This window comes from Micromonospora sp. NPDC049151 (assembly GCF_040648395.1).
GTDB lineage: Bacteria > Actinomycetota > Actinomycetes > Mycobacteriales > Micromonosporaceae > Micromonospora.
In genome coordinates this window covers 201,509-226,514 of the sequence record NZ_JBEZDP010000009.1, presented here as the reverse complement: position 1 = coordinate 226,514, position 25,006 = coordinate 201,509, and the positions used below count along the sequence as shown (strand labels likewise).

The following is a 25,006-nucleotide window of genomic DNA, read 5'->3' as shown; positions in this document are numbered from 1 at the left end:
GCCCGCCTGCGGAGCACCGCTCGGGTGGCCCGGCGTGGGGTAGCCGGGCATCGGGGGGTAGCCGGAGGGCGGGACGGCGGGGCCCCGAACAGCCCGGTCGGCATCGATGTCGGCCGGGCTCCGGCTGCGATACGGTCGCCTGTGCCCTCCGTCACGCACACCCCCTGTTGTAAAGGAAATTTTCCTACTAAGGTGCGGCGGAGAAGGTTAGTGCCAAACGGCCCTGAGGGAGATATGGCGTGAACAGGTGGAAGCGGCTGGCTCCGGTCACCGCCATCGTGGCGTCGGCCGCGTTGGTGCTGACCGCGTGCGGTGGCTCCGGCGACGACGACAGCGCCGCCGACAACAGCAAGCTCACTGTGTGGATGATGGGTGAGGGCGGCGACGCCCAGACCAAGTTCCTCGACGGTGTCGAGGCGGAGTTCAAGAAGAAGCACCCCGAGACCGACGTCGTGGTGCAGTACATCCCCTGGCTCGAAGCGCCGAAGAAGTTCCAGGCCGCGCTGGCCGGCGGCGAGGGCCCGGACGTCACCGAGCTGGGTAACACCGAGACCCAGGGCTGGGCCGCGCAGGAGGCCCTGGCCGACGTCAGCGACAAGTTCAACGGCTGGTCCGAGGGCAAGGACATCCTGCCCGACCTGGTCAAGAACGCCCAGCTGGACGGCAAGCAGTACGGCGTGCCGTGGTACGCCGGCGTACGCGCCGTCTACTATCGCACCGACTGGTTCGCCGAGGCCGGCGTGAAGCCGCCGACGAACTGGGAGGAGATGGTCGCCGCCGCGAAGGCCGTGCAGGCCAAGAAGCCCGGCACCTATGGCATCGCCCTGCCCGGCAACTCCGAGCTGCCGTTCTACTCCTTCCTCTGGGGTGCCGGCGCGGAGATCGCCACCAAGGAGGGCGACAGCTGGAAGTCCGGCTACAACACCCCCGAGGCGCAGAAGGCGGTCAAGTTCTGGACCGACCTGGTGACCGTGCACAAGGTCGCCCCGCCGGCCGCCGCCGGGTGGAACGAGGTCGACGCCCGTACCCAGTTCGCCACCGGCAAGGCCGCCATGGCGTTCGCCGGTAGCTGGCAGGGCGGCGCGATGAAGAAGGACAACCCCGACATCGAGAAGGTGTGGGGCACGTTCCCGATCCCCGGCCCGGACGGCAAGGCCGCCCCGGCGTTCGCCGGCGGCTCCGACATCGCCATCTGGAAGGACAGTAAGCGGGCGGCGCTGGCCTGGGACTACATGACCGTGCTGCTGAGCAAGCAGAAGGACAAGGAGTTCGCCAGCAGCCTCGGCTTCTTCCCGGTCTACCAGGATCTGGTGAGCAGCGGCGACTACGCCAACGACAAGGTGATGGCCGCGTTCGCCACCGCCATCCAGAACACCAAGCTGACCCCGCTCACCCCGAAGTGGGTCGAGGTCAGCCGGACCAAGACGGTGACCCAGGCGATGAACAGCTCGGTCATCAAGGGCCAGAAGACGGTCGAGAAGGCCACCGCCGACGCGGCCACCGAGATCGAAAGCATCCTCAACGCCAAGTGACCACGCTGACCGAGGCCACCGGCGAGGCCGCCGCGCGGGAGACCCCCGCGCGGCGGCGCCGTCGCCGGGTGGACCACCTTCCGTACCTGCTCCTGCTGCCCTGCCTGGCGATCATCGCCGTGTTGCTGCTCTGGCCGCTCGGCCAGGTCGTGTGGATGTCCTTCCACAAGCTGGACAGCGTCCGGCAGCTGCGCGGCGACCGCGAGTGGCCGTGGGTCGGCCTGGCCAACTACGCGCAGATCCTCGGCGACCCGTTCTTCCGTACGGTGCTGCGCAACACGGTGCTGTTCGCGCTCGCCAACGTGGCGCTCACGATGATCCTCGGCACCCTGGTCGGGCTGCTGCTCAACCGCCTGGGCAAGAAGATGGCCACGTTCGTGGCGAGCTGCGTGATGCTCGCCTGGGCCACCCCGGCGCTGACCGGCACGATCGTCTGGAAGTGGATCTTCGACGACACGAGTGGCCTGGTCACCTGGCTGTTCAACAAGCTCCCCGACGGGCTCTCCACGGCCCTGTTCGGGCGCAGCGACTGGACCGGGTACGGCTGGTTCAACGACCCGCTGCTGTTCTTCGCCATCCTGACGCTGGTGGTGGTCTGGCACTCGTTCCCGTTCATCGCGGTGAGCGTGCTGGCCGGGCTCAAGAGCGTGCCGACGGAGTTGCAGGAGGCGGCCCGGGTCGACGGCGCCGGGCCGTGGAAGGTGTTCTGGTCGGTCACGTTCCCGGTCCTGCGGCCGGTCTTCGGCATCCTCGTGGTGCTCTCCACGATCTGGGACTTCAAGGTCTTCACCCAGCAGTTCGTGCTGGCCGGCGGCACCCAGGACCGGTCGACGTTCATGCTGTCGATCTACTCGTACGCGGAGGCGTTCTCGCCGCCGCCCAAGTACGGCCTCGGCTCGGCCATCGCGGTCATCCTCACCGTGATCCTGCTCGTGGTGACCGCCCTGTACGTCCGCATGGTGCTGCGGCAGGAGGACGAATGATGAAGAAGATCGCCCTCAACGGCGCGGGCCTGCTGGTCGCGCTCTTCGCCGCGTTCCCGGTCTACTGGATGGTGGCGACCTCGCTGAAGCCCAACCGGGAGATCTTCTCGTCCACGCCCCGGCCGGTGCCGGCGGAGCCGACGCTGGAGCACTACCGGGAGATCCTCACCGGCAACCTCATCCCGGGCGTGACGTTCGCCGACTTCTTCCTCAACAGCGCGCTCGTCGCGCTGGCGACGGTGCTGCTCAGCGGGCTGGTCGCGCTGCTCGCGGCGACCGCCGTGGCCCGGTTCCGGTTCAAGCTGCGCACCACGTTCCTGATCATGCTGCTGGTGGTGCAGATGATCCCGCTGGAGGCGCTTGTCATCCCGCTGTTCCTGATGATCCAGCGGCTCGGCCTCTACAACACGCTGCCCAGCCTGATCCTCACGTACCTCGGTTTCTCACTGCCGTTCGCGGTCTGGATGCTGCGCGGCTTCGTCGCGGCGGTGCCGAAGGAACTGGAGGAGGCCGCCGCCATCGACGGGGCCAGCCGGGCCCAGACGTTCCGCAAGGTGCTGTTCCCGCTCGTCGCGCCCGGCCTGGTCGCCACCAGCATCTTCTCGTTCATCACCGCCTGGAACGAGCTGATCTTCGCGTTGACCTTCATCAACGACCAGCAGAAGTACACCCTGCCGGTGGCCATGACGTTCTTCTTCGGCCGCGACGACACCGCCTGGGGCTCGGTGATGGCCGCGTCCACGCTGTTCACCCTGCCGGTGATCGTGTTCTTCCTGCTGGTGCAGCGCCGGATGGTCTCCGGTCTGGTCGCCGGAGCGGTGAAGGGCTGAGCGCCGGGGTGATCCGGCGCCGGTCAGGCGGCGAACACCTCGGCGCGCACCTCGGTGGCCGGGTCGCCCTTCACCCGGGCCCAGGAGCCCTGCTCGGCGGTCCACTCCAGGTTGCCGAAGCGGACCTTCTTCACGCCGTGGTCGTCGGCGTGCGAGACCAGCCAGTGCGCGTACCGCCAGCCGTTGCGGTCGTCACCGGCCGGCACGGTGAGCGCGGTCAGGTCCGTCGCCGTGGGCAGCCGGGGCAGCCCCCAGTCCAGCGACAGGCTCTCCAGCACGGCGCTGGCGGCGGCCGGGCCGCGCATCGTCGGCGGTGAGGAGACGGTGCAGGCCACCGCGCCGGTCGCGTGGCCGAGCAGCGCCCGGGTGAGGACCTCCGACTCGTCCGCCCACTTCTCGTACGCCTCGGGGAACGCCGACCGCTGCACCCGCTGGGCGGCGTCGGTGACCCGCATCCGCTCCCAGCCCTTGACCTTCTTCAGCGCGGCGTAGAACTTGTTCGCCGAGTACCGCGGGTCCTGCACCTGCTCCGGGGTGCCCCAGCCCTGGCTCGGGCGCTGCTGGAACAGGCCGAGCGAGTCGCGGTCGCCGTGCGCGATGTTGCGCAGGTGCGATTCCTGGTACGCGGTCGCCAGCGCCACCACCACCGCCCGCTCGGGCATCCTGCGTTGCATCCCGATGGCCGCGATGGTGGCCGCGTTCGCCATCTGGTCGGCGCCGAGCACCACCTCGCCGTCCGCCTTGACCGTGCAGGTCCGGCTGGCCAGCGGCAGCCGCAGGTGCTCGCCGAACTGCTTGGTCACGACATAGACCGCGAGCAGTGCCAGCACGCACACCGCCACACCGGCCGCCACGATCGCCCCTCGCGTCCGCACCCGCACCCCCTGTCCCGACAGTCCGACAAGCGTACGTCCCATCCGCCGGCGCGGGCCTCGGCCGACCGGCGGGCCCCAGGTCGGCTCACCCGGGGCCCGCCGTACGGCTCAGTCGCCGGCGGGCACCCAGGCGGCGGGACGCTTCTCCCGGAACGCCATCACGCCCTCGCGTCCCTCGTCGGAGAGGAAGTACCCGGTGGACAGCGCGGCCAACTCGGCGATCTCGGCCCGCAGGTCAGGCCCGGCGGGCCGGCGCAGCAGCTCCTTCGCCCCGGCCAGCGCCCCGGGCGCGCCCCTGACGAGCGAGTCGCAGTAGCGCGCGACTGCGGCGTCCAGCTCGTCGGCCGGCACCGCGGCGGTGACCAAGCCGATCTCGGCGGCGCGGTGGCCGTCGAACGTGTCGCCGGTCAGGTACAGCTCGGCGGCGGCGCGCTGGCCCAGCCGGGGCAGCACGGTCGCCGAGATCACCGCCGGGATCACCCCGATCCGCACCTCGGTGAACGCGAACGTCGCCTCCCGCGCGCAGACCGCCAGGTCGGCGGCGGCGATCAGGCCCAGCCCGCCGGCCCGGGCCGGGCCGGCCACCTTCGCCACCACCGGCTTCGGGCATTCCCGCACCGCCACCAGCACGTCGCCGAGCATCCCGGCGGGCACGGTGCCGCTGGCGTACGCGGCGGCGGTCTCCTTCAGGTCGGCGCCGGAGCAGAAGACCGGGCCGGTGTGGTCGAGCACGATCGCGCGTACCGCGTCGTCGGCGACCGCGTCGGCCAGCCCGGCCAGCAGCTGGGTCATCAGGGGCGTGGAGAGCGCGTTGCGATTGTGCGGGCTGTCCAGGGTGAGGGTGGTCACCCCACGGGCCGTGGCGACTCGCACGAGAGCGTCCGGAGAGGTCATGCCGGGCACACTAGTGGCCATGCCCGGCGTCCTTCCAGAAGGCGAACCCGTCCCGCGCGACGGATCGCTGCCCGCCACCGCCCGTCGCGCCGTCGGCGCGCGCGGCTTCGGCGTGTACGTCCACGTCCCGTTCTGCGCCAGCCGGTGCGGTTACTGCGACTTCAACACGTACACCGCCGCGGAGCTGGGCGGCGGGGCGAGCCGGGAGACGTACGCCGACTCCGTGCTGGCCGAACTGGCGCTGGCCGCCCGGGTGCTGGGCGACTCGCCGCCGCAGCGGGTGGACACCGTGTTCGTCGGCGGCGGCACGCCGACCCTGCTGCCCGCCGACGACCTGGCCCGGATCCTCGACGGCATCGACCGCGTCTGGGGGCTGGCCGCCGACGCCGAGGTGACCACCGAGGCCAACCCCGAGTCGGTGAGCCCGGAGTCGCTCAAGACGCTGCGGGCGGCCGGCTACACCCGGATCTCGCTGGGCATGCAGTCCGCCGCGCCGGGGGTGCTCGCGGTGCTCGACCGGCGGCACAGCGCGGGCCGGGCCGCCGCCGCCGCGCTGGAGGCCCGCGACGCCGGGTTCGAGCACGTCAACCTGGACCTGATCTACGGCACGCCGGGCGAGACAGCAGAGGACTTCGCCACCTCGCTGGCCCAGGTGGTCGACGCCGGGGTGGACCACGTCAGCGCGTACGCCCTGATCGTGGAGGACGGCACCCGGCTGGCCGCGCGGATGCGCCGGGGCGAGCTGCCGTACCCCTCCGACGATGTGGCGGCGGACCGTTACCTGGCCGCGGAGGAGGCGCTCGGCGCGGCCGGATTCTCCTGGTACGAGGTGTCGAACTGGGCCCGCTCGGCGGCGGCCCGGTGCCGGCACAACCTGCTCTACTGGACCGGCGCCGACTGGTGGGGCCTGGGCCCGGGGGCGCACAGCCACGTCGGCGGCGTGCGCTGGTGGAACGTCAAGCACCCGAGCGCGTACGCGGCGCGGCTGGCCGAGGGCGCCTCGCCCGCACTGGCCCGGGAACAGCTCAGCCCGGGCGAACAGCACATGGAGGACGTGATGCTGCGGGTGCGGCTCGCCTCCGGGCTGCCGCTGGACGTGCTGGACGCCGGCGGCCGGACGGGCGCCGAGCGGGCCCGGGACGCCGGGCTGCTCGACGCCGGGGCGTACGCGCGAGGGCTTGTGGTGCTGACGCTGCGCGGCCGGCTGCTGGCCGACGCGGTGGTACGCGACCTGCTGCCGTGACCGGCACCGGCCGGCCGCCCCCTCGGCCGGCCGGCGGTGTCACTTGACGAAGTTGTAGGTCATCGGATAGCGGTAGAGCACGCCCTCGTTGGCCTTGACCCCGCCGATGATCCCGAAGATCAGCGGCACCAGCCAGACCAGCATCGGGACGAAGAACAGGATCCCGCAGGTGATGACCGTGATCACCCAGGCGAGCACGCTGGCGATGGTCCAGGTGATCTGGAAGTTCAGCGCCGAGACCGCGTGGGCGCGGACGGTCGGCGACTGCTGACCCCGGGTCATCATCGCGATCAGCGGGGCGACCCAGCCGAGCAGGCCGCCGCCGACGATGACACCGGCCGCGCCGCCGAAGTGCGCCACCAGGGCCCACGTCTTCTCGTCGCTGTTCGCGTATCCGGCGGGGCCGTAGCCGCCACCGGCGGGGTAGCCGGCGCCGTAGCCGGGCGTGCCGCCCGGCGGGGGGTAGCCGCCCGGAGGCGGATAGTCGCCGGGCGGGGGATAGCCGCCGGCACCCGGAGCCCCGGACAGTGGAGCGGTGGGCGGTTCGCTGCCCGGCGACGAGCCGTATGGCGCCGACGGGTCGGGCTGGGGTCCGTAGTCCCCTGCCCCCGGTGGGCGAGGAGGTTCAGTCATGGTCGCCACGGTAGGTGCACGGGTCAACTCGCACCAGAGCGACACAGACCGACGATGACCGGCTGTTCGGGCCGATCGGGCCGGGCCGTGTGGCGGGCCGCACCGCGGGTCCGTCAGGCGCTCGTCGCGTCGGCGGGGGTGCCGACGTAGACTGGCACTCGCTACAGTCGAGTGCCAGCCGCCCGGCGGATGTCGCGCGCCGGCCCGACCGAGCTGCGTCAGGAGGTGGGACATGGGTCTCGACGACCGCAAACTCGCCGTGCTGCGCGCGATCGTCGAGGACTACGTCGCCACGCAGGAGCCGGTCGGCAGCAAGGCCCTCGTCGAACGGCACCAGCTCGGTGTCTCGCCGGCCACCGTGCGCAACGACATGGCGGTGCTGGAGGAGGAGGGCTACATCCGGCAGCCGCACACCAGCGCCGGCCGGGTGCCCACCGACCGCGGCTACCGCCTCTTCGTCGACCGGCTCTCCCGGGTCAAGCCGCTGAGCCCGGCCGAGCGTCGGGCGATCGAGCGCTTCCTCGTCGGCGCCGTCGACCTGGACGACGTGGTGCACCGCACGGTCCGGCTGCTCGCGCAGCTCACCCGGCAGGTCGCCGTGGTGCAGTACCCGAGCCTGGCCCGCTCCAAGGTGCGCCACCTGGAGCTGGTGCCGATCTCCACCACCCGGCTGATGGTCGTCATGATCGCCGACACCGGCCGGGTCGAGCAGCGGCTGGTCGAGCTGCCCGCCCCGGTGCCCGCCGACGACGTGACCGACCTGCGCCGGCTGGTGAACGAGAAACTCGTCGGCTGCCAGCTCGCCGAGACGCCGCCGCTGGTGCAGGCGCTCGTCGAGGAGTCCGCGCCGCATCTGCGCCCGGCCATGACGACGCTCTCCACAGTGCTGCTGGAAACCCTCGTGGAACGGCACGAGGAACGCCTCGCGCTGGCCGGGCAGGCCAACCTCACCCGGGGTGGCCTGCTCGACTTCCAGGGTTCGCTGCGGCCCATCCTGGAGGCGCTCGAAGAAGAGGTCGTACTGCTCAAGCTGATCGGCGAGACGGAGCCGAGCACCACCCGGGTGCTCATCGGCGACGAGAACGAATTCGACAACCTGCGGGCCGCCTCGGTGGTCAGCACCGGCTACGGACCGGGCAGCACGATCGTCGGTGGTCTCGGCGTGCTCGGGCCGACCCGGATGGACTACCCCGGCAATATCGCCATGGTGAGAGCCGTGGCACGCTACGTGGGCGAACTGCTGGCCCAGAACTGACCAGTCAGGGCCGACGGCCGGTTCCGGCCGACGACCGGAGCGACGCGAGACGAACATGAGGACACCTAACGCAGTGGCCAGGGACTACTACGGCATTCTCGGCGTGAGCCGGGACGCCTCCGACGACGAGATCAAGCGCGCCTACCGCAAGCTGGCGCGGCAGTTCCACCCGGACGTCAATCCGGACCCGGAGGCCCAGGAGAAGTTCAAGGACATCAACGCCGCGTACGAGGTCCTCTCGGACGACCGGAAGCGGCAGATCGTCGACCTGGGTGGCGACCCGCTCGCCCCGGGCGGCGGTGGCATGGGCGGTCCGGGCGGGCCCGGCGGCGCCGGTCCGTTCGTCGGCTTCCAGGACATCATGGACGCGTTCTTCGGCGGCGCCGCGGGCGGCAGCCGGGGGCCGCGTCCGCGTACCCGCCCCGGCGCGGACGCGATCCTGCGCCTGGAACTGGATCTCAACGAGACCGCGTTCGGTGTCGAGGCGCCGATCACCGTCGACACCGCTGTGCTCTGCACCACCTGCTCCGGCGCCGGCACCGCCGCCGGCACCCACCTGGCGACCTGCGAGGCGTGCGGTGGCCGGGGCGAGGTGCAGTCGGTGCAGCGGACCTTCCTCGGCCAGGTGGTCTCCGCCCGGCCGTGCACCGTCTGCCAGGGCTACGGCACCACCATCCCGCACCCCTGCCCGACGTGCGCCGGTGACGGCCGGGTGCGTACCCGCCGCTCGCTGACCGTCAAGATCCCGGCCGGGGTCGAGGACGGCATGCGGATCCGGCTCGCCCAGCAGGGCGAGGTCGGCCCGGGTGGCGGCACCGCTGGTGACCTCTACGTCGAGATCCACGAGCGGCCGCACGACGTCTACTCCCGCAAGGGCGACGACCTGCACTGCCGGGTCACCGTCCCGATGACCGCCGCCGCGCTCGGCACCCGGCTGACCATCAAGACGCTGGACAGCGAGGAAGCCGTCGACGTCAAGCCCGGCACCCAGCCCGGCAGCACGCTGCGGCTGCGCGCCCGGGGCGTACCGCACCTGCGCGGCACCGGCCGGGGTGACCTCTACGTGCACCTGGACGTGCGTACCCCGACCAAGCTCGACGCCGACCAGGAGCGGATGCTGCGCGACTTCGCCAAGACGCGCGGCGAGGAGGTCGCCGAGCTGACCAAGCAGGGCGGCTTCTTCTCCCGGATGCGCGACGCCTTCAACGGGCACGCCTGAGGTGTCCGCCCCGCTGTTCCTGGTCGAGGCGCTGCCCACCGCTGACACGCTGACGCTGGACGGCCCGGAGGGCCACCACGCGGCCACCGTGCAGCGGCTGCGCGTCGGTGAGGAACTGCTGCTCGCCGACGGCCGGGGCGGCACCGCCGCCGCCGTGGTCACCGCCGTCGGCCGCGGGACGCTCGACCTGCGGGTCACCAGCCGGGGGTACGCGGACGCGCCGGTGCCCCGGCTGGTCGTGGTGCAGGGCATCGCCAAGGGCGACCGGGGCGAACTCGCCGTGCAGGCGATGACCGAGGTCGGGGTGGACGAGATCGTGCCCTGGGCGGCGTCCCGCTCGGTGGCGCAGTGGCGCGGCGAACGGGGCGAACGGGCCCGGCAGAAGTGGGTCGCGACCGCCCGGGAGGCGGCCAAGCAGGCCCGCCGCCCGTGGCTGCCGGTGGTGGCCGGCGCACCTGACGAGTCCACCGCCTCGGTGGCCCGCCGGATCGCCGGTGCGGCCGGCGCGTTCGTGCTGCACGAGGGCGCCCGGGACCGGCTGACCACAGTCGACCTGCCGACGGCCGGCGAGATCGTGCTCGTGGTCGGGCCGGAGGGCGGCATCGCCGATCACGAGCTGGCCACCTTCACCGACGCGGGTGCCCGCCCGGTCCGCCTGGGCCCGACGGTCCTGCGCACGTCCACAGCAGGCGTGGCCGCCCTGACAGTCCTGGCCACCCGCCTGACCCACTGGTAACCCCCCCCCCGGCGTTCTCCCCGCACGCGTCGATCTTGCAGGTTCGGCCCGCGTGGCGTCTCTTTTGTGATGTTTTGCCGGGGCTGAAAGTGCAAGACCGCCGGGGTCGGGGTGGGTCAGGAGCGGAGGTAGGAGGCGCCGTTCAGGTCGATGATCGTGCCTGCCGCCCACTCGGCCTCGGGGCTCGCCAGCCAGTGCACCGCCCCGGCGATCTCCTCCGGCCGGGCGACCCGGTGGAACGGGGACTGGGCGCGTACCGCCTCGCCCCGCTCGGCCTTCAGGTGCTCGTTCGTCATGTCGGTCTCGACGAAACCGGGTGCCACGCAGGCCACCCCGATGCCGTACGGCGCCAGCGCCACCGCCAGCGACTGGGCCATCGCGTTCATCCCCGCCTTGCTGGCCCCGTACGCCGGGTTGGCCGGCTCGCCCCGGAACGCGCCCCGGGACGACACGTTCACGATCCGGCCCCCGCGTTCGCGCATGTGCTGCGCGGCGCACCAGGCGGCGTTCGCGGCGCCGACCAGGTTGGTGTCCAGCACCTCCCGCCACCGTGCCCGCCACTGCTCGTAGCTGCTCTCGAAGACCGGGTGCGGGGGATCGGCCGGCCCGAACACGCCGGCGTTGTTCACCAGCACGTCGAGGCCGCCGAGCCGCTGGGCCGCCTCGTCCACCATGGCGCGTACCGCGTCGGGGTCGGCCATGTCCGCGCGGACCACGACGTGCCCGTCACCGGGCAGTTCGGCGCGCAGCCGCCCGGCCAGCTCGGCCGAGTCCCGGTGGTGGATCGCCACCCGGTCCCCGCTCGCGGCGAACGCCCGCGCCACCGCCCGCCCGATGCCCCGCGAGGCCCCCGTCACCAGCACCGCCCGTCCCGTCATGGCGGCCATCCTGCCGCACCGGGCCGGTCCGTCCGGCGGTGCCCCCGCCGCGCTCTGCGCCCTCTCCTTACACTGCTGCGATGGACTGCCTCTTCTGCCGGATCGTCGCCGGGGAGATCCCGGCCACCATCGTCCGCGAGACCGCCACCACGCTGGCCTTCCGCGACATCGACCCGAAGGCGCCCACCCACGTGCTGGTGATCCCGAAGGAGCACTACGCGGACGTGGCCACGCTGGCCCAGGGCGCACCCGAGCTGGCCGGCGAGGTGCTCCAGACCGCCGCCGTGGTGGCCGAGGAGGAGGGCCTGACCGTGGACGGGTTCCGGCTGATGTTCAACACCGGCCCGTACGGCGGCCAGGAGGTCTTCCACGTGCACGCCCACCTGCTCGGCGGCGCGCCACTCGGCCCGATGCTCTGCCGATGACCGACGTGTCCGACCGGCTCGGCCGGATGGTCCGCCAGGCCCAGGCCACCGGGCGGATCCCGGCGGTTTCGGCCGCCCTGCACCGGGCCGACCGGCCGCTGTGGACGTGCGCCGTCGGCGACACCGGCAACGACACCGCGCTCGGGCCGGAGACGGTGTTCCGGATCGGCTCGGTCACCAAGACCTTCACCGCGGCGCTGGTCATGCAGTGCCGCGACGACGGCCTGCTCGACCTCGACGACCCGATCGGGCGGCACCTCGACCTGCCCGCGCACGGCGACGCGACAGTACGCCGGCTGCTGTCGCACACCGCCGGCCTGCAACGCGAGCCGCACGGCGACGTGTGGGACAGCCTGCGCGCCCCGGCCGTCGACGAGCTGCTGGCCGGCCTGGCCCGGGTCGAGCGGGTGCTGCCCGCCGGTCGCCGCTTCCACTACTCCAACCTCGGCCTGGCGCTGCTCGGCGAGACTGTCGCCCGGCTGCGCGGCGGCACCTGGGCGGAGGTGCTGGCCGACCGGGTGCTCACCCCGCTCGGGCTGACCGCCACCGGCCCGCAGCCGACCGGGCGCGCCGCCACCGGGTTCCTGGTCGACGCGTACTCCGACGAGGCCCACCCGGAACCGCCCACCGACTTCGGCGCGGTGGCCCTCGCCGCGCAGCTCTGGAGCACCGCGACGGACATGGCCCGCTGGGCCGCGTTCCTGGCCGACCCGGCGGCGGTGGACCCGGACGGCGCGGTGCTCGCCGCGACGACGGTCGAGGAGATGCGCTGGCCGCTCACCCCCACCGACGAGTCGGTCTGGTCGGCCGGCTTCGGGCTGGGGCTGATCCTGATCCCGCAGCCGGAGCGGGTGACCCACGTCGGCCACGACGGCGCGATGCCCGGATTCCTCGCCGCCGTCTACGGGCGGCGCGGCGGGCAGGGCACCGCCGGGGCGATGGGTGCCGCGGTGCTCGGCTCGTCCGGCACCGGCGTGGAGGTGTTCGACCTGGCACACCGGCTGCTCGCCGCCGCCGCCGAGCACGACCCGGCGGAGATCGAGCCGTGGCGTCCCGGCCCGCCCGCCCCGGCCCACCTGCGCGGCGTGCTGGGCCGCTGGTGGGGCGAGGGCTTCGAGTACGTCTTCTCCTGGCACGACGGGACGCTGCGGGCGCGGGGCGCGGACGACCCGGCCGGGCGGCCGCCCGCCGTGTTCGCGCCGCTGCCGGACCGGCCGGACGTGTTCCGCACGGTCTCCGGCCGCGAGGCGGGGGAGCTGCTGCGGCTGACCCGCGACGAACGGGGCGTGGTGGTCCGGATGCACTGGGCGACCTACCGCTTCACCCGCGCCCAGGAGACCTTCGACGGGTACGACTTCCGCGCCGGCGGCTGACCGCCGGGCACCCGAAATGGGCGCGGTGCGTACGGTGCCGACCCGATACGATGGAGGTAACCGTACGCCGTGCCAGCAGGGCCCGGCGCCGAGTAGCGGAGAGCAGGTGGCGCAGGGCCCGACGGCCCGACCTATGACCGGCACCCCACCTCCCGGCACGCCGCGTGTGCAGACCAGGATCACGGTCGGAGACCAGAAGATCATGGTGAACCTGCTCGGCGCGGGCGACGAGATCCTGCGGCTCGTCGAGCGCTCGATCGACAGCGACGTCCACGTCCGCGGCAACGAGATCACCATCACCGGCGCCCCGGCCGACAACGCCCTCGCCGAGCGCCTCTTCAGTGAGCTGCTCGAACTGATCGAGAAAGGCGAGACCCTGACCACAGACGCGGTACGGCGTACCGTCGGCATGCTCGAGCAGGGCGGCACCGAGCGGCCCGCCGAAGTGCTGACGCTCAACATCCTCTCCCGGCGCGGCCGCACCATCCGTCCCAAGACGCTGGGCCAGAAGAAGTACGTCGACGCGATCGACGCACACACCATCGTCTTCGGCATCGGCCCGGCGGGTACCGGCAAGACGTACCTGGCCATGGCGAAGGCCGTGCAGGCGCTCCAGGCCAAGCAGGTCAACCGGATCATCCTGACCCGGCCGGCGGTCGAGGCGGGGGAGCGGCTGGGCTTCCTGCCCGGGACCCTGAACGAGAAGATCGACCCCTACCTGCGCCCGCTCTACGACGCGCTGCACGACATGCTCGACCCGGAGACCATCCCGAAGCTGATGGCCGCCGGCACGATCGAGGTGGCGCCGCTGGCATACATGCGCGGGCGGGCCCAGCCCTACGACGCCCGGGTGCTGACCCCGGAGGGCTTCCGGCCGTTCGGCTCGCTCCAGGTCGGTGACCTGGTCATCGGCTCGAACGGGACGCCCACGCCGGTGATCGGCATCTACCCCCAAGGCCAGAAGCAGGTCTACCGGGTCACCACCCAGGACGGCGCGTCCACGCTCTGCTGCGGCGAGCACCTGTGGACCGTAGCCACGCCGGACGACAAACGTCGCGGCCGGCGGCGCACGATCGAGACGCAGGAGATGATCGGCAAGGAGTGGCGAGGCCACACCCGTCGCTACGAACTCCCGCTCGTCGCGCCGGTGCAGATGGAGCCGCGGGCGGTTCCGCTCGACCCGTACGCGCTCGGGCTGCTGCTCGGCGACGGCACGATCTCGTCCCGCGCCACGCCGGCCTTCTGCACTGCCGACCCGGAGCTGGCGACCGCGCTGGAGGATGCGCTCGTCGACATCCAACTGGTTCGCAAGGGTGACTACGACTACGTCCTCCGGCACGTCAACGGGCACCGCGGCGGCGTGATCGTGGCGAACCCGGTGACGGTGGCCGTCCGCGAACTGGGGCTGGCCGGGGCCACCTCGGGCACGAAGTTCGTCCCCGAGGTCTACAAGAACAACAGCGTCGGCGTCCGGCTGGCGGTCCTGCAAGGGCTGCTGGACACCGACGGCGGGCCGGTCACCCAGGCCGGACGCACGTGCCGTGTGCAGTACTCGACCACGTCTCCCCGGTTGTGCGACGACGTGGTCCACCTGGTCGAGTCGCTCGGAGGGGTGGCCACGGCACGGGTTCGTCCCGCCGAGGGACGCAAGCCCGGTCTGGCGAAAGGCCGGCCGGTTCCGTACCGGTCCGACGCCTATGTCGTGGAGATCCGGCTGCCCGCCGGTATCGCGCCGTTCCGCCTGTCGCGCAAGCGCCGGCTCTACGACGAGCACGGCGGTGGCCGACCGATGCGGTTCATCGACTCGATCATCCCGGCAGGGGTGCGGGAGACGATGTGCATCCAGGTCGCGGCGGAGGACTCGCTCTACGTCACCGACGACTTCCTGGTGACTCACAACACGCTCAACGACGCGTTCATCATCCTGGACGAGGCGCAGAACACCACGCCCGAGCAGATGAAGATGTTCCTCACCCGGCTCGGCTTCGGCTCCAAGATCGTCGTCACCGGCGACGTCACCCAGGTGGACCTTCCCGGCGGGACGACCAGCGGCCTGCGGGTGGTCCGGGAGATCCTGAACAACGTCGAGGACGTGCACTTCGCCCAGCTCTCCAGCTCCGACGTGGTGCGCCACAAGCTGGTGGGCGACATCGTCGACGCGTACGCCCGCTGGGACGCCGAGCGGGAGAACCAGCAGGCGCAGAGCGTGCACGCCGTGCCGGGCCGGACGGCCCAGGGCAGCCGGCCGGGCCGGCGCCGCTAACCACCAGAGGAAGACAGTTGTCCATCGAGATCGCCAACGAGTCGGGTGTCGACGTCGACACCGACGCCGTGCTCGCCGTCGCGCGGCACGCCCTCGACGAGATGGGGGTCAACCCCCTCGCCGAGCTGTCCGTGCTGCTCGTCGACATCGAATACATGTCGGAGCTGAACCACCGCTGGATGGGCGGCGACGGCCCGACCGACGTGCTCGCCTTCCCCATGGACGAGGGCAGCGTCGACCACGGCCCGGGTGAGAGCACCCCGGCCGGCGGTGAGCCGGCCCTGCTCGGCGACATCGTGCTCTGCCCGGGGGTGGCGGCCAAGCAGGCCGCCGCGGCCGGGCACTCGGCGGCCGACGAGCTGCACCTGCTCACCGTGCACGGCGTGCTGCACCTGCTCGGTTACGACCACGCCGAGCCCGAGGAGGAGCGGGAGATGTTCGGTCTCCAGGCCCGGCTGCTGGCCAGCTGGCGGTCGACCCGGTCGCGGTGATGGACGCCTTGGCGGCGGTCCGGGCCCCCGCCGGTCTGCCCGATCTCCAGCTGCTGTTCTTCGCCGCCGGGCTGGTGGTGCTCGCCGGCCTGATCGCGATGACCGAGGCGGCGCTGGCAGCGGTCTCGCCGGCCCGCGCCGCCGAACTGACCAGGGACGGCGCGCGCGGCGCTCGCGCCCTCCAGGTGGTCGCCGGTGACGTGGTCCGCCACCTGAACCTGCTGCTCCTGCTGCGGCTGCTGGCCGAGCTGACCGCCACCACGCTCGTCGCGCTGGTGGCCGTCGACACGTTCGGCGCGGGCTGGCGGGCGGCGCTGGTGACGGCGGGCGCGATGACGGTGGTGAGCTTCGTGGCGGTCGGGGTCGGCCCTCGTACGCTCGGCCGTCAGCACGCCTACGCGGTCGGCCGGGCGGTCGCGCCGCTGGTGCGGTGGCTGGGCCGCGCGCTCAACCCGCTGGCGTCGCTGCTGATCCTGATCGGCAACGCGGTCACTCCCGGCAAGGGTTTCCGCGAGGGGCCGTTCGCGACCCAGGTGGAGCTGCGTGAGCTGGTCGACCTGGCCGAGCAGCGCGGGGTGGTGGAGCACGGCGAGCGCCAGATGATCCACTCGGTCTTCGCGCTCGGCGACACCATCGCCCGCGAGGTGATGGTGCCGCGTACCGAGATGGTGTGGATCGAGGAACGCAAGACGCTCGCGCAGGCGCTGGCGTTGTTCCTGCGCTCCGGGTTCTCCCGCATCCCGGTGATCGGCGAGAACGTCGACGACGTGCTCGGTGTGCTCTACCTCAAGGACCTGATCCGGCGGGTGCAGGGCGACCAGGCCGCCCGGCAGATGCCGGTGGCCGAGCTGATGCGCCCGGCCACCTTCGTGCCGGAGTCCAAGCCGGTGGACGACCTGCTCTCGGAGATGCAGGCGGCCCGTAACCACCTGGTCATCGTGGTCGACGAGTACGGCGGCACCGGCGGGCTGGTCACCATCGAGGACATCCTGGAGGAGATCGTCGGGGAGATCACCGACGAGTACGATGTCGAACGCCCGCCGGTCGAGCACCTGCCGGACGGGGCCGTGCGGGTGACCGCGCGGCTGCCGGTGGAGAATCTGGGCGAGCTGTTCGACATCGACCTGCCCACCGACGAGGTGGAGACGGTCGGTGGCCTGCTCGCCCAGGCGCTGGGCCGGGTGCCCATCCCGGGCGCCGAGGCCGAGGTGGCCGGCCTGCGGCTGGTCGCCGAGGGCACGACCGGCCGGCGCAACCGGATAGACACGGTCCTGGTGAGCCGGGTCGACCGGGGCGACGCCCCGGAGGGCACCAACCGAAGTGAGCCGCCCGATTCCCGTGGCGACAACAACCGTTCCGAGGAGAGGCAACCCGCCGATGCCTGAGACACCCGCCGTACCGGCTGCCCTGCCCACCCCCGCCGATCCGGCCGAGCTGAGCGCCGAGGACGCCAAGCTGGTCGTCCTGGCCCGGGGCGCGCGGAGCCGGGTGGCGGCCGTGGAGGGCGCCGCGGTCCGCGACCAGGACGGCCGGACGTACGCGGCGGCGAGCGTGGCGCTGCCGTCGCTGACGCTGACCGCGCTCCAGCTCGCGGTGGCCTCGGCGGTGGCGGCGGGCGCGAGCCGGCTGGAGGCCGCCGTGGTGGTGACCGAGGCGTCGACGCTGGACGGGGCAGGGCACGCCGCCGTGCGGGACCTGTCCGCCGACGCGCCGATCCACGTGGCCGCGCCGGACGGCACCGTCCTCGGCACGGTGGTCGAGTGACCACGCCCGAGGCACGTCCCTACCGGGCCGGTTTCGCCTGTTTCGTCGGGCGGCCGAACGCTGGCAAGTCGACGCTCACCAACGCGATCGTCGGCACCAAGATCGCGATCACCTCGAACAAGCCGCAGACCACCCGGCACATCATCCGGGCGGTGCTGCACCGGCCGGACTCGCAGCTCGTGCTGGTCGACACCCCGGGCCTGCACCGGCCCCGGACGCTGCTCGGCGAACGCCTCAACGACCTGGTACGGGAGACCTGGAGCGAGGTCGACGTGATCGGCCTGTGCGTCCCGGCGAACGAGCCAGTCGGCCGGGGCGACCGATTCATCACCGGCGAGCTGGCCAGCCTCAAGGCCACGGTGCTGGCGGTGGTCACCAAGACCGACCTGGTCGACAAGAAGCGGCTGGCCGAGCAGTTGCTCGCGGTGAGCGAGCTGGGTGAGTTCGCCGACGTGGTGCCGGTCAGCGCGGTCTCCGGCCACCAGGTCGACACGCTCGTCGACGTGATGACCGGCTATCTGCCGTCGTCACCGCAGCTCTACCCGGACGACATGCTCACCGACGACCCGGAGCAGGTGCTGGTGGCGGAGCTGGTCCGCGAGGCGGCGCTGGAGGGCGTCCGCGACGAGTTGCCGCACTCCATCGCCGTGGTGGTCGAGGAGATGATCCCGGAGGGCAACCTCACCAAGATCTACGCCGACGTGTACGTGGAGCGGTCGAGCCAGAAGGCCATCGTGATCGGGCACCGGGGCAGCCGGCTCAAGCATGTGGGCACCACCGCCCGGCGGCAGATCGAGGAGTTGCTCGGCACCCGGGTCTACCTCGACCTGCACGTACGCGTGGCAAAGGACTGGCAGCGCGACCCGAAGCAGTTGCGCAAGCTCGGCTTCTGACCGGCGGCCGGCCACGGCCCGGCGGTAGGTGATCAGGATCAGCCAGACCTATGGGACATCTCACTTTCCATAGGTGTTCTTGGCTGTTTCACAGGGTCCCGGAGCAGGGTAGGGAGCATTGTCTCTGCCCCCGGACCCCGCCGCGAGCTGATGCGAAACCGCTACCTGGACCTGCTTCGCTTCCTGGCCATCCTGCGCGTCGTCACCTACCACGTCACCGGCTACGCCACGCTCACGCTGGTGTTCCCGGCCATGTCGGTGATGTTCGCCCTGGCCGGGTCGCTGATGGCGGCGTCACTCGACCGCAGCGGGGTGCGCGCGGTCGGCCGCCGGCTGCGCCGCCTCCTGCCGTCGCTGTGGGTGGTCGCCGCGGTCTTCGTACCGGCCATGCTGCTCACCGGGCTGACGTTCAGCCCGAAGGTGTTCCTCTGGCTCTTCCCGATCAGTGACCCGCCGGCCAACTACTGGGGTGGGCTGGCGCTCAGCCCGATCTGGTATCTGCGCGACTATCTGTGGTTCGTGCTCGCCTCACCGCTGGTGCTCTGGCTGTTCCGCCGGGCGCCGCTGCCCACGCTCGCCGCGCCGTACCTGCTGCTGATCGCGATCGAGGCCGGCGTCCTGGCGAACCCGCACACGGTGCTGCGCGAGTTCGGCCTCTACTTCGGCGCCTGGCTGCTGGGCTTCGCCCACCACGACGGGCTGCTGCGCCGGATGCGCAACCGGGTGTTGCTGCCGGTGGCCGCTGTGGTCGGCGCCGCCGGGCTGACCTGGATCCTCACCCACCAGGGCCCGCGCGGATACGACATCAACGACATCCCGCTTGGTAACGCGCTCTGGTCGGCCGCGTTCATCCTGGTGGCGATCGGCCGGGCGCCGGTCGGGGTGAGCTGGGTCGACCGGGTGCCGGCGTTCGGCCGGGCGGTGACGGTGGTGAACCGGCGCGCGCTGACGATCTACCTGTGGCACATGCCGTTCGTGGTGGCGCTCACCCCGCTGGTCGGCCTGGTCGGCTGGTCGCCCCGCGACCCGGTGGGCCTGTGGCTGCGGGTGGGGCTGGTCTTCGCCCTCGTCGGCGTGGTGACGCTGATGGTCGGCTGGGTCGAGGACGTGGCGGCCCGGCGTACCCCCGAACTGCTTCCCGGCAAGCCGCGGCGGACGGTGGCCGACCGGGCGGCGGCCGCTCCGGCCAGCCCGGCCCCCGCCGGTGCGGAGGACGCGCTGGTGAGCGTCAGCGCCCGGGTGCCGGCGCCGCGCCGCCCGGCCGAGGCCCCCGTGCGCCCCGGCCGGGACAGCGCCCCGGCGTCCCGGCGGGACGGGCCCGGCTGAGCACCACCGGGTACGGCCCCGGTCCTCACGACGTCCGCGACCGCCCGGCCGCCTGTCCCCGTTGATCATGAGGTTGGCGGCAGTTCGTGCCCGATTTGTCGCCGCCAACGTCATGATCGCCGAGGTGAGGGCGGGGTCGCGGCACCAGTTCGGGGGAGTGGGGGTGTCGGGGGTGCGTGGATGCAGTCACCCGGCCGGACGCCGTCGGCTCAGCGCGTGCTGACCGTGACGTTGCCGCTGGTGGCGGACGCTTCGAGCTGGATCGACGCGGTCGGGTCGTCGGTGACGCGCACGTCGGTGTCGCCGGAGGTGGCGGTGGCGCGCACCCGGTAGCGGCCGGCCGGTACGGCCAGGTCGACGTCTCCGCTGGTGGCGTGCAGCCGGGCCGGAGCCGGCTGGTCCAGTTCGACGACGATGTTGCCGGAGGTGGTCTCCACGTCGGCGGCGGAGGCGAGCCGGCGGGCCTCGATGTCGCCGGAGCGGGCCCGCAGCCGCACCGGGCCGGCCGCCTCGACGACCCGCATGTTGCCCGACGTGGTGGACGCCCGGACCTCGCCGGTGGCGCCCCTGACGGTCAGGTCGCCGGAGCTGAGCGTGAAGTCGACCGCGCCGACGTCGGTGAGGTCGACGTTGCCGGATCCGGTGCCGCCGCGTACCACCACGCCGGGCGGCGCTGTCACCTCCCAGGAGATGCTGCACCGGTGCCCGCAGTCGGTGGGCAGGACGAGTTCGTCGCCCTTGATCTCGTACCGGCTGGTCGGCTCGTCGCCCTGGTAGCGGACCACGCGCTTGACGCGTACCTGGTCGGCGGGGCCGTTGGCCCGGACCACCACGTCGCCGGCACCGTCGTCGTCCACGGTGATCTTCGTGATCTTCGTCCGCTCGGTGTGGTCGTAGTCGAGCCGGCGGAACGAGAGCGTGTCACACCCGGCGAGCACGATGAGCGTGGTGGCCGCGGTGGCGGCCACCACGCCACGCAGCCGGGGTGCGGTGCGGAGCGAAGCCATGGCCAGCACACTAGGACCGGCCGGACGCCCGGCACATCGGGGATCGCCCGACGGTCCACCCCGAGCCGACCCTGAGATCGCACCCGGAGGGAGAATGGCCTGATGGCCGGGTACCGCCGACAGCTCTACCGCGACGACGCGGTGGTGCTGCGTGTGCAGAAGCTGGGCGAGTCCGACCGGATCATCACCCTGTTCACCCGCCGGCACGGCCGGTTGCGCGCGGTGGCCCGGGGCGTGCGGCGCACCACGAGCCGCTTCGGCGCGCGGCTGGAGCCGTTCGGGCACGTCGACCTCCAGCTCGCCGGTGACCCCAAGGGCAACCAGGGCAGCTCGCTGCACACCGTCAGCCAGGTCGAGGCGATCGAGCTGTACGGCAAGCGCTTCCTCGGCGACTACCCCCGCTACACGGCGGCCAGCGCGATAGCCGAGACCGCCGAGCGGCTCACCCCGGTCGAGCGGGAGCCCTCGCTGCGGCTGTTCCAGCTCACCCTCGGCGCGATGAAGTCGCTGGCCCGCGGCGAGCACGCCACCACGCTCGTGCTCGACGCGTACCTGCTGCGCGGCATGGCGTTCGCCGGCTGGGCGCCGGCGCTCGCCGCCTGCGCGGTCTGCGGCGAGCCGGGCCGGCACCGCGCGTTCTCCGTACCGGCCGGCGGCGCGGTCTGCCCGGACTGCCGGCCCCCCGGCGCCGCCCACCCCGCGCCCGCCACGCTGGCGCTGATGTCCGCGCTGACCTCCGGCGACTGGGGGTACGCCGACGCCGCCGAGACCGGCGTACGCCGGGAGTGCAGCGGGCTGGTCGCGGCGCACCTCCAGTGGCATCTGGAGCGCGCGCTACGCTCGCTGCCGCTGGTCGACCGGGGCGCCCCGGCGTCCGGCGCGGTCCCGCCGCCCGGCGGCGCGGGGCCGGATGTGGTCCCGCCGCCGCGCTCCGGCGCCGGGCCCGTCGCCGGAGTGAACAGGGAGATGACCGAGTGATCCGATCGACGAGGGCGATCCGCCGCGAGCCGGTGCCGCCGACCCCGCACCCCTCCGGCGCGCGCCCGCCGGCGCTGCCGCCCGCCGCGGTGCCCCGGCACGTCGCCATCGTGATGGACGGCAACGGCCGCTGGGCCAAGGAGCGCGGGCTGCCCCGCACGAAGGGGCACGAGCAGGGCGAGCACAGCCTGTTCGACGCCGTCGAGGGCGCGATCGAGATGGGGATCCCCTACCTGTCGGCGTACGCGTTCTCCACCGAGAACTGGCGGCGCTCGCCGGACGAGGTCCGCTTCCTGATGGGCTTCAACCGCGACGTCATCCGCCGCCGCCGCGACCAGCTGGTCGACCTGGGCGTACGGGTGGTCTGGTCGGGTCGCGCGGGCCGGCTGTGGAAGAGCGTCATCTCCGAGTTGCAGACCGCCGAGGAGATGTCCCGCGGCAACTCGACGCTGACGCTGCAGTTCTGCGTCAACTACGGCGGCCAGGCCGAGATCGCCGACGCCGCCGCCGGGATCGCGCGCGACGTGGCGGCCGGCAAGCTCGACCCGGCCAAGGTGAACGAGAAGACGATCGCGCGGTACCTCTACCACCCCGAGGTGCCCGAGGTCGACCTGTTCCTGCGCCCCTCCGGCGAGCAGCGCATCTCCAACTTCCTGCTCTGGCAGACCGCGTACGCCGAACTGGTCTACCTGGACACGCTCTGGCCCGACTTCGACCGCCGCCACCTCTGGTACGCCTGCGAGCTGTACGCCCAGCGCGACCGCCGCTTCGGCGGCGCACTGCCCAACCCGGTCGCCCCGGGCGTCTGACGTCACGCTTACCGACGCGCCGAGCTGGGTACCGATACCTCCAGACAGCAAACGCGGAGGTGAACCACATGATTCAGAAGCGGATCGCGCAGTGGGCGGTCATGGCGGTCGCCGTGCCGCTGGCGGCGGCCGGCGCGCGCCGGCTCAGCCACACCCTGGAGGCCCGTCGCGGCCCGTCCGGGGTGAGCCGTCTGCTGACCAAGGGCGCCGACCTGGTCCGGCCGCAGAAGGCCAAGCGTCGCCGGTTCTTCTGACCGCGACGCCCGGCCCGACCGAAACGCCCCGCATCCGGCCTTCCCGCCGGGCGCGGGGCGTTTCCGCTCTACGGTCGGCGCAGGCGCGCCGCGAGGCTGCCTGCCCGGCTCACGCCCGCACTTCGGAGCGGTCGCCCGCCCAGCGGGTGTGGAACGAGCCGTCCCGGTCCACCCGGTGGTAGGTGTGCGCGCCGAAGTTGTCCCGCAGGCCCTGGATCAGCGCGGCCGGCAGCCGCTGCGCCCGCAGCGCGTCGAAGTAGGCCAGCGACGACCCGAAGGCCGGGGCCGGCACGCCCGCCCGGGCCGCGTCGGCCACCACCCGTCGCCAGGCCGGTACGCCGTCGCTGACCCGCTCGGCGAACCACGGCGCGACGAGCAGCGTCGACAGGTCCGGCTCCGCGTCGTACGCCTCCCGGATCCGGTCCAGGAAACCGGCCCGGATGATGCAGCCGCCCCGCCAGATGGTGGCGGTGCCGCCCAGGTCGATGTCCCAGTCGTACTCCCGGCTGCCGGCCCGGATGTGGTCGAAGCCCTGCGCGTACGCGACGATCTTGCTGGCCAGCAGCGCGCGGCGCACGTCCTCGACGAAGGTCTCCCGGTCGTCCACCTGCCACTTGTCACCCGCGTCGGCGAACACCCGGCGGGCGGCCTCGCGCTGGTCGGCGTGGCCGGACAGCGACCTGGCGAACGTGGCCTCGGCGATGCCGGTGATCGGGATGCCGAGGTCGAGCGCGCTCTGCACGGTCCAGCGGCCGGTGCCCTTCTGCTCGGCCTGGTCGAGCACCACGTCCACGAACGCCTGGCCGGTGGCCGCGTCGGTGTGGCCGAGCACGTCGGCGGTGATCTCGATGAGGAACGACCCCAGCTCGCCGCCGTTCCACTCCCGGAAGATCTCCGCGATCTCCGCCGGGCTCGCCGACAGCCCGGCCCGCAGCAGGTCGTACGCCTCGGCGATGAGCTGCATGTCGGCGTACTCGATGCCGTTGTGCACCATCTTCACGAAGTGGCCCGCGCCGTCCGGCCCGATGTGCCGGCAGCAGGGCTCGCCGTCCACCTGCGCGGCGATCCGCTCGAAGATCGGCCCGAGCTTGCGGTACGACTCGGCCGAACCGCCGGGCATGATGCTCGGCCCGAGCAGCGCGCCCTCCTCGCCGCCGGACACGCCGGTGCCGACGAAGTGCAGGCCGTGCTCGCGTAGCGCCTCCTCCCTGCGGCGGGTGTCGGCGAAGTGCGCGTTGCCGCAGTCGACGACGATGTCCCCCTCCTCCAGCAGCGGCACCAGCTCGTCGATCACCGCGTCGGTGGGTGCGCCGGCCTTGACCATCACGATCACCGCGCGGGGCCGCTCCAGCGAGGCGACGAAGTCCGCGAGCGACTCCGACGGCACGAACGTGCCCTCGTCGCCGTGCTCGGCGACCAGGCTGCGGGTGCGCTCCGGCGACCGGTTGTGCACCGCCACGGCGAAGCCGTTGCGGGCCAGGTTCCGGGCCAGGTTGCGGCCCATCACCGCCAGACCGGTGACCCCGATCTGCGCCGTCGCCTGCTCTGCCATGCGTACCGCCACCTCTCGTCTGCACTGCTGTGCTGCGACCGTATCGCGGTCGTCGGGAGAGTGGGCGGGGACGTCGACAGGGCGTGACCGGTGGGTGGCCGTGCGTCTGCGGCGCGTTCACGCCTCGCTTTCCGGTAATTCGGGTGCGGGACGTCCGGGCGACGGGATAGCGTTGCCGCATGCGTAAGTGACGTCCCACCTCCGAGCCCGGTCCACCGCCGTCAGTGCCCGTGGACCCGTCCTGCTCCGGGCGTCCGCATTCCTTCCCCGCCACCGTCGGTCGCGGTGTCCGTCGTGATCGGAACGCACCGGAGCCCCCGCTCGGCGCGTCCCGGTCGGCGCGTCCGTACGACAGGAGGCCCGCGAATGCCCGCGAAGCGCAACCCGAAGAAGTCCCGTAAGCCGTCCGCGCCGCAGGTGACCCCGCCGAAGCTCGACGCGCTCACCGCGTCGCCGCCCGCGGTGGTACTCCCGACCGAGCTGGCGGCACCGACCGTGTCTCCGGATGCGGTGTCGCCAGTCCCGGCTGTGCCGGCGGTGTCGCCCTCGGAGTCTCTGGAGACCCCGGTCCTGCCAGGCGCATCCGCGACGCCGCCCAGGTCGGGTCCACCGGCAGGGCGGCAGGCCCGGTTCACCGGGCGCAGCCAGCGCGCCGGCCAGACCCGGTTCTACGCCTTCCGCCGCAGCTGATCGACAGTCCCGTTCCCGGTCAGCCGTCCACCGGGCAGGCCCGTCCAGGGCCTGCCCGAGCGTCCCCGACCCTCGTAGGGGCCATTCCGTACCAACATCTCGC

At 72.6% G+C, this 25,006-nt stretch carries 23 protein-coding genes and 3 pseudogenes; 20 read left to right on the top strand and 6 right to left on the bottom strand.

Annotated features, from left to right (window positions below; translation table 11 throughout):
- The first annotated feature begins 239 nt into the window (after window positions 1–239).
- From AB0B20_RS13820 to AB0B20_RS13810, 3 genes are read left to right on the top strand one after another with little or no spacing between them, the layout of a single operon-like run.
- Window positions 240–1,532 (top strand): sugar ABC transporter substrate-binding protein, encoded by a 1,293-nt coding sequence (locus tag AB0B20_RS13820; protein ID WP_357470647.1) that lies wholly within the window; start codon window positions 240–242, stop codon window positions 1,530–1,532.
- Window positions 1,529–2,515 carry a sugar ABC transporter permease gene (locus AB0B20_RS13815; RefSeq protein ID WP_013287981.1) on the top strand — a complete coding sequence of 329 codons (987 nt, stop codon included), beginning with the start codon at window positions 1,529–1,531 and terminating at the stop codon, window positions 2,513–2,515. The genes AB0B20_RS13820 and AB0B20_RS13815 overlap by 4 nt, the downstream gene beginning before the upstream one ends.
- Complete coding sequence (locus tag AB0B20_RS13810; RefSeq protein WP_013287980.1) at window positions 2,512–3,345, top strand: carbohydrate ABC transporter permease; 834 nt, start codon at window positions 2,512–2,514, stop codon at window positions 3,343–3,345. Before AB0B20_RS13815 ends, AB0B20_RS13810 begins: the two co-directional genes overlap by 4 nt.
- 23 nt (window positions 3,346–3,368) lie before the next feature.
- On the opposite strand, the gene AB0B20_RS13805 is transcribed toward AB0B20_RS13810, so the two are convergent.
- Together AB0B20_RS13805 and AB0B20_RS13800 are read right to left on the bottom strand one after the other, a co-directional pair.
- Complete coding sequence (locus AB0B20_RS13805; RefSeq protein ID WP_357470642.1) at window positions 3,369–4,226, bottom strand: hypothetical protein; 858 nt, start codon at window positions 4,224–4,226, stop codon at window positions 3,369–3,371.
- A gap of 102 nt (window positions 4,227–4,328) precedes the next feature.
- Window positions 4,329–5,114, bottom strand: coding sequence for an enoyl-CoA hydratase-related protein (locus AB0B20_RS13800; RefSeq protein WP_357470639.1), 786 nt, complete (start codon window positions 5,112–5,114; stop codon window positions 4,329–4,331).
- Between the two features lie 19 nt (window positions 5,115–5,133).
- Between AB0B20_RS13800 and hemW the strand changes: the two genes are divergently transcribed.
- Entirely contained in the window at window positions 5,134–6,357 is a 1,224-nt protein-coding gene (gene hemW, locus AB0B20_RS13795) for a radical SAM family heme chaperone HemW (RefSeq protein ID WP_357470636.1), read from the top strand.
- 39 nt (window positions 6,358–6,396) lie between these two features.
- On the opposite strand, the gene AB0B20_RS13790 is transcribed toward hemW, so the two are convergent.
- Entirely contained in the window at window positions 6,397–6,990 is a 594-nt protein-coding gene (locus tag AB0B20_RS13790) for a DUF4870 domain-containing protein (RefSeq protein WP_357388473.1), read from the bottom strand.
- A 232-nt stretch (window positions 6,991–7,222) separates the two neighbouring features.
- Here AB0B20_RS13790 and hrcA point away from each other — a divergent pair, with 232 nt between their 5' ends.
- The 3 genes from hrcA (at window position 7,223) to AB0B20_RS13775 (ending at window position 10,200) form a co-directional block, all read left to right on the top strand.
- Entirely contained in the window at window positions 7,223–8,245 is a 1,023-nt protein-coding gene (gene hrcA, locus AB0B20_RS13785) for a heat-inducible transcriptional repressor HrcA (protein ID WP_262015148.1), read from the top strand.
- 73 nt (window positions 8,246–8,318) lie between these two features.
- On the top strand, window positions 8,319–9,464 hold the full coding sequence (dnaJ, locus tag AB0B20_RS13780; protein ID WP_269704585.1) for a molecular chaperone DnaJ: 1,146 nt from the start codon (window positions 8,319–8,321) through the stop codon (window positions 9,462–9,464).
- Between the two features lies 1 nt (window position 9,465).
- Complete coding sequence (locus AB0B20_RS13775) at window positions 9,466–10,200, top strand: 16S rRNA (uracil(1498)-N(3))-methyltransferase (RefSeq protein ID WP_357388476.1); 735 nt, start codon at window positions 9,466–9,468, stop codon at window positions 10,198–10,200.
- A gap of 116 nt (window positions 10,201–10,316) precedes the next feature.
- Here AB0B20_RS13775 and AB0B20_RS13770 read toward each other — a convergent pair whose 3' ends face one another.
- Window positions 10,317–11,078: an SDR family oxidoreductase gene (locus AB0B20_RS13770; RefSeq protein WP_357388478.1), complete on the bottom strand. Its 762-nt coding sequence runs from the start codon at window positions 11,076–11,078 to the stop codon at window positions 10,317–10,319.
- 80 nt (window positions 11,079–11,158) lie between these two features.
- Between AB0B20_RS13770 and AB0B20_RS13765 the strand changes: the two genes are divergently transcribed.
- The 10 genes and pseudogenes from AB0B20_RS13765 (at window position 11,159) to AB0B20_RS13720 (ending at window position 19,613) form a co-directional block, all read left to right on the top strand.
- Window positions 11,159–11,503 (top strand): histidine triad nucleotide-binding protein, encoded by a 345-nt coding sequence (locus tag AB0B20_RS13765; protein WP_013475524.1) that lies wholly within the window; start codon window positions 11,159–11,161, stop codon window positions 11,501–11,503.
- Window positions 11,500–12,876 (top strand): serine hydrolase domain-containing protein, encoded by a 1,377-nt coding sequence (locus tag AB0B20_RS13760; protein ID WP_357470633.1) that lies wholly within the window; start codon window positions 11,500–11,502, stop codon window positions 12,874–12,876. The genes AB0B20_RS13765 and AB0B20_RS13760 overlap by 4 nt, the downstream gene beginning before the upstream one ends.
- Before the next feature lie 133 nt (window positions 12,877–13,009).
- Window positions 13,010–13,705, top strand: a pseudogene (locus tag AB0B20_RS13755) (PhoH family protein); the annotation flags it as partial.
- A pseudogene (locus tag AB0B20_RS13750) lies at window positions 13,694–14,512 on the top strand (LAGLIDADG family homing endonuclease); the annotation flags it as partial. The pseudogenes AB0B20_RS13755 and AB0B20_RS13750, both read left to right, overlap by 12 nt.
- A gap of 264 nt (window positions 14,513–14,776) precedes the next feature.
- A pseudogene (locus tag AB0B20_RS13745) lies at window positions 14,777–15,139 on the top strand (PhoH family protein); the annotation flags it as partial.
- 17 nt (window positions 15,140–15,156) lie between these two features.
- Entirely contained in the window at window positions 15,157–15,630 is a 474-nt protein-coding gene (gene ybeY, locus AB0B20_RS13740) for an rRNA maturation RNase YbeY (RefSeq protein WP_357388482.1), read from the top strand.
- On the top strand, window positions 15,606–17,015 hold the full coding sequence (locus AB0B20_RS13735) for a hemolysin family protein (RefSeq protein WP_357470663.1): 1,410 nt from the start codon (window positions 15,606–15,608) through the stop codon (window positions 17,013–17,015). The genes ybeY and AB0B20_RS13735 overlap by 25 nt, the downstream gene beginning before the upstream one ends.
- The gene (locus AB0B20_RS13730; protein WP_354873826.1) at window positions 17,008–17,394 is read left to right on the top strand and encodes a cytidine deaminase; all 387 of its coding nucleotides are present in this window, start codon (window positions 17,008–17,010) and stop codon (window positions 17,392–17,394) included. Before AB0B20_RS13735 ends, AB0B20_RS13730 begins: the two co-directional genes overlap by 8 nt.
- The gene (gene era / locus AB0B20_RS13725) at window positions 17,391–18,287 is read left to right on the top strand and encodes a GTPase Era (protein WP_357470630.1); all 897 of its coding nucleotides are present in this window, start codon (window positions 17,391–17,393) and stop codon (window positions 18,285–18,287) included. Before AB0B20_RS13730 ends, era begins: the two co-directional genes overlap by 4 nt.
- A 150-nt stretch (window positions 18,288–18,437) precedes the next feature.
- Window positions 18,438–19,613: an acyltransferase gene (locus AB0B20_RS13720; RefSeq protein ID WP_357470627.1), complete on the top strand. Its 1,176-nt coding sequence runs from the start codon at window positions 18,438–18,440 to the stop codon at window positions 19,611–19,613.
- A gap of 209 nt (window positions 19,614–19,822) precedes the next feature.
- On the opposite strand, the gene AB0B20_RS13715 is transcribed toward AB0B20_RS13720, so the two are convergent.
- Complete coding sequence (locus tag AB0B20_RS13715) at window positions 19,823–20,620, bottom strand: DUF4097 family beta strand repeat-containing protein (protein WP_357388488.1); 798 nt, start codon at window positions 20,618–20,620, stop codon at window positions 19,823–19,825.
- 102 nt (window positions 20,621–20,722) lie between these two features.
- On the opposite strand from AB0B20_RS13715, the gene recO reads away from it, so the two are divergent.
- The 3 genes from recO to AB0B20_RS13700 all read left to right on the top strand — a co-directional run bounded on the left by recO (window position 20,723) and on the right by AB0B20_RS13700 (window position 22,661).
- The gene (gene recO / locus AB0B20_RS13710) at window positions 20,723–21,598 is read left to right on the top strand and encodes a DNA repair protein RecO (RefSeq protein ID WP_357470624.1); all 876 of its coding nucleotides are present in this window, start codon (window positions 20,723–20,725) and stop codon (window positions 21,596–21,598) included.
- Between the two features lie 32 nt (window positions 21,599–21,630).
- On the top strand, window positions 21,631–22,407 hold the full coding sequence (locus tag AB0B20_RS13705) for an isoprenyl transferase (protein WP_357388529.1): 777 nt from the start codon (window positions 21,631–21,633) through the stop codon (window positions 22,405–22,407).
- A gap of 68 nt (window positions 22,408–22,475) precedes the next feature.
- Window positions 22,476–22,661, top strand: a complete 186-nt coding sequence (locus AB0B20_RS13700; protein ID WP_073831832.1) for a hypothetical protein — start codon at window positions 22,476–22,478, stop codon at window positions 22,659–22,661.
- Between the two features lie 109 nt (window positions 22,662–22,770).
- Here AB0B20_RS13700 and gndA read toward each other — a convergent pair whose 3' ends face one another.
- Entirely contained in the window at window positions 22,771–24,213 is a 1,443-nt protein-coding gene (gene gndA, locus AB0B20_RS13695) for an NADP-dependent phosphogluconate dehydrogenase (protein WP_357388492.1), read from the bottom strand.
- Window positions 24,214–25,006 lie beyond the last annotated feature (793 nt).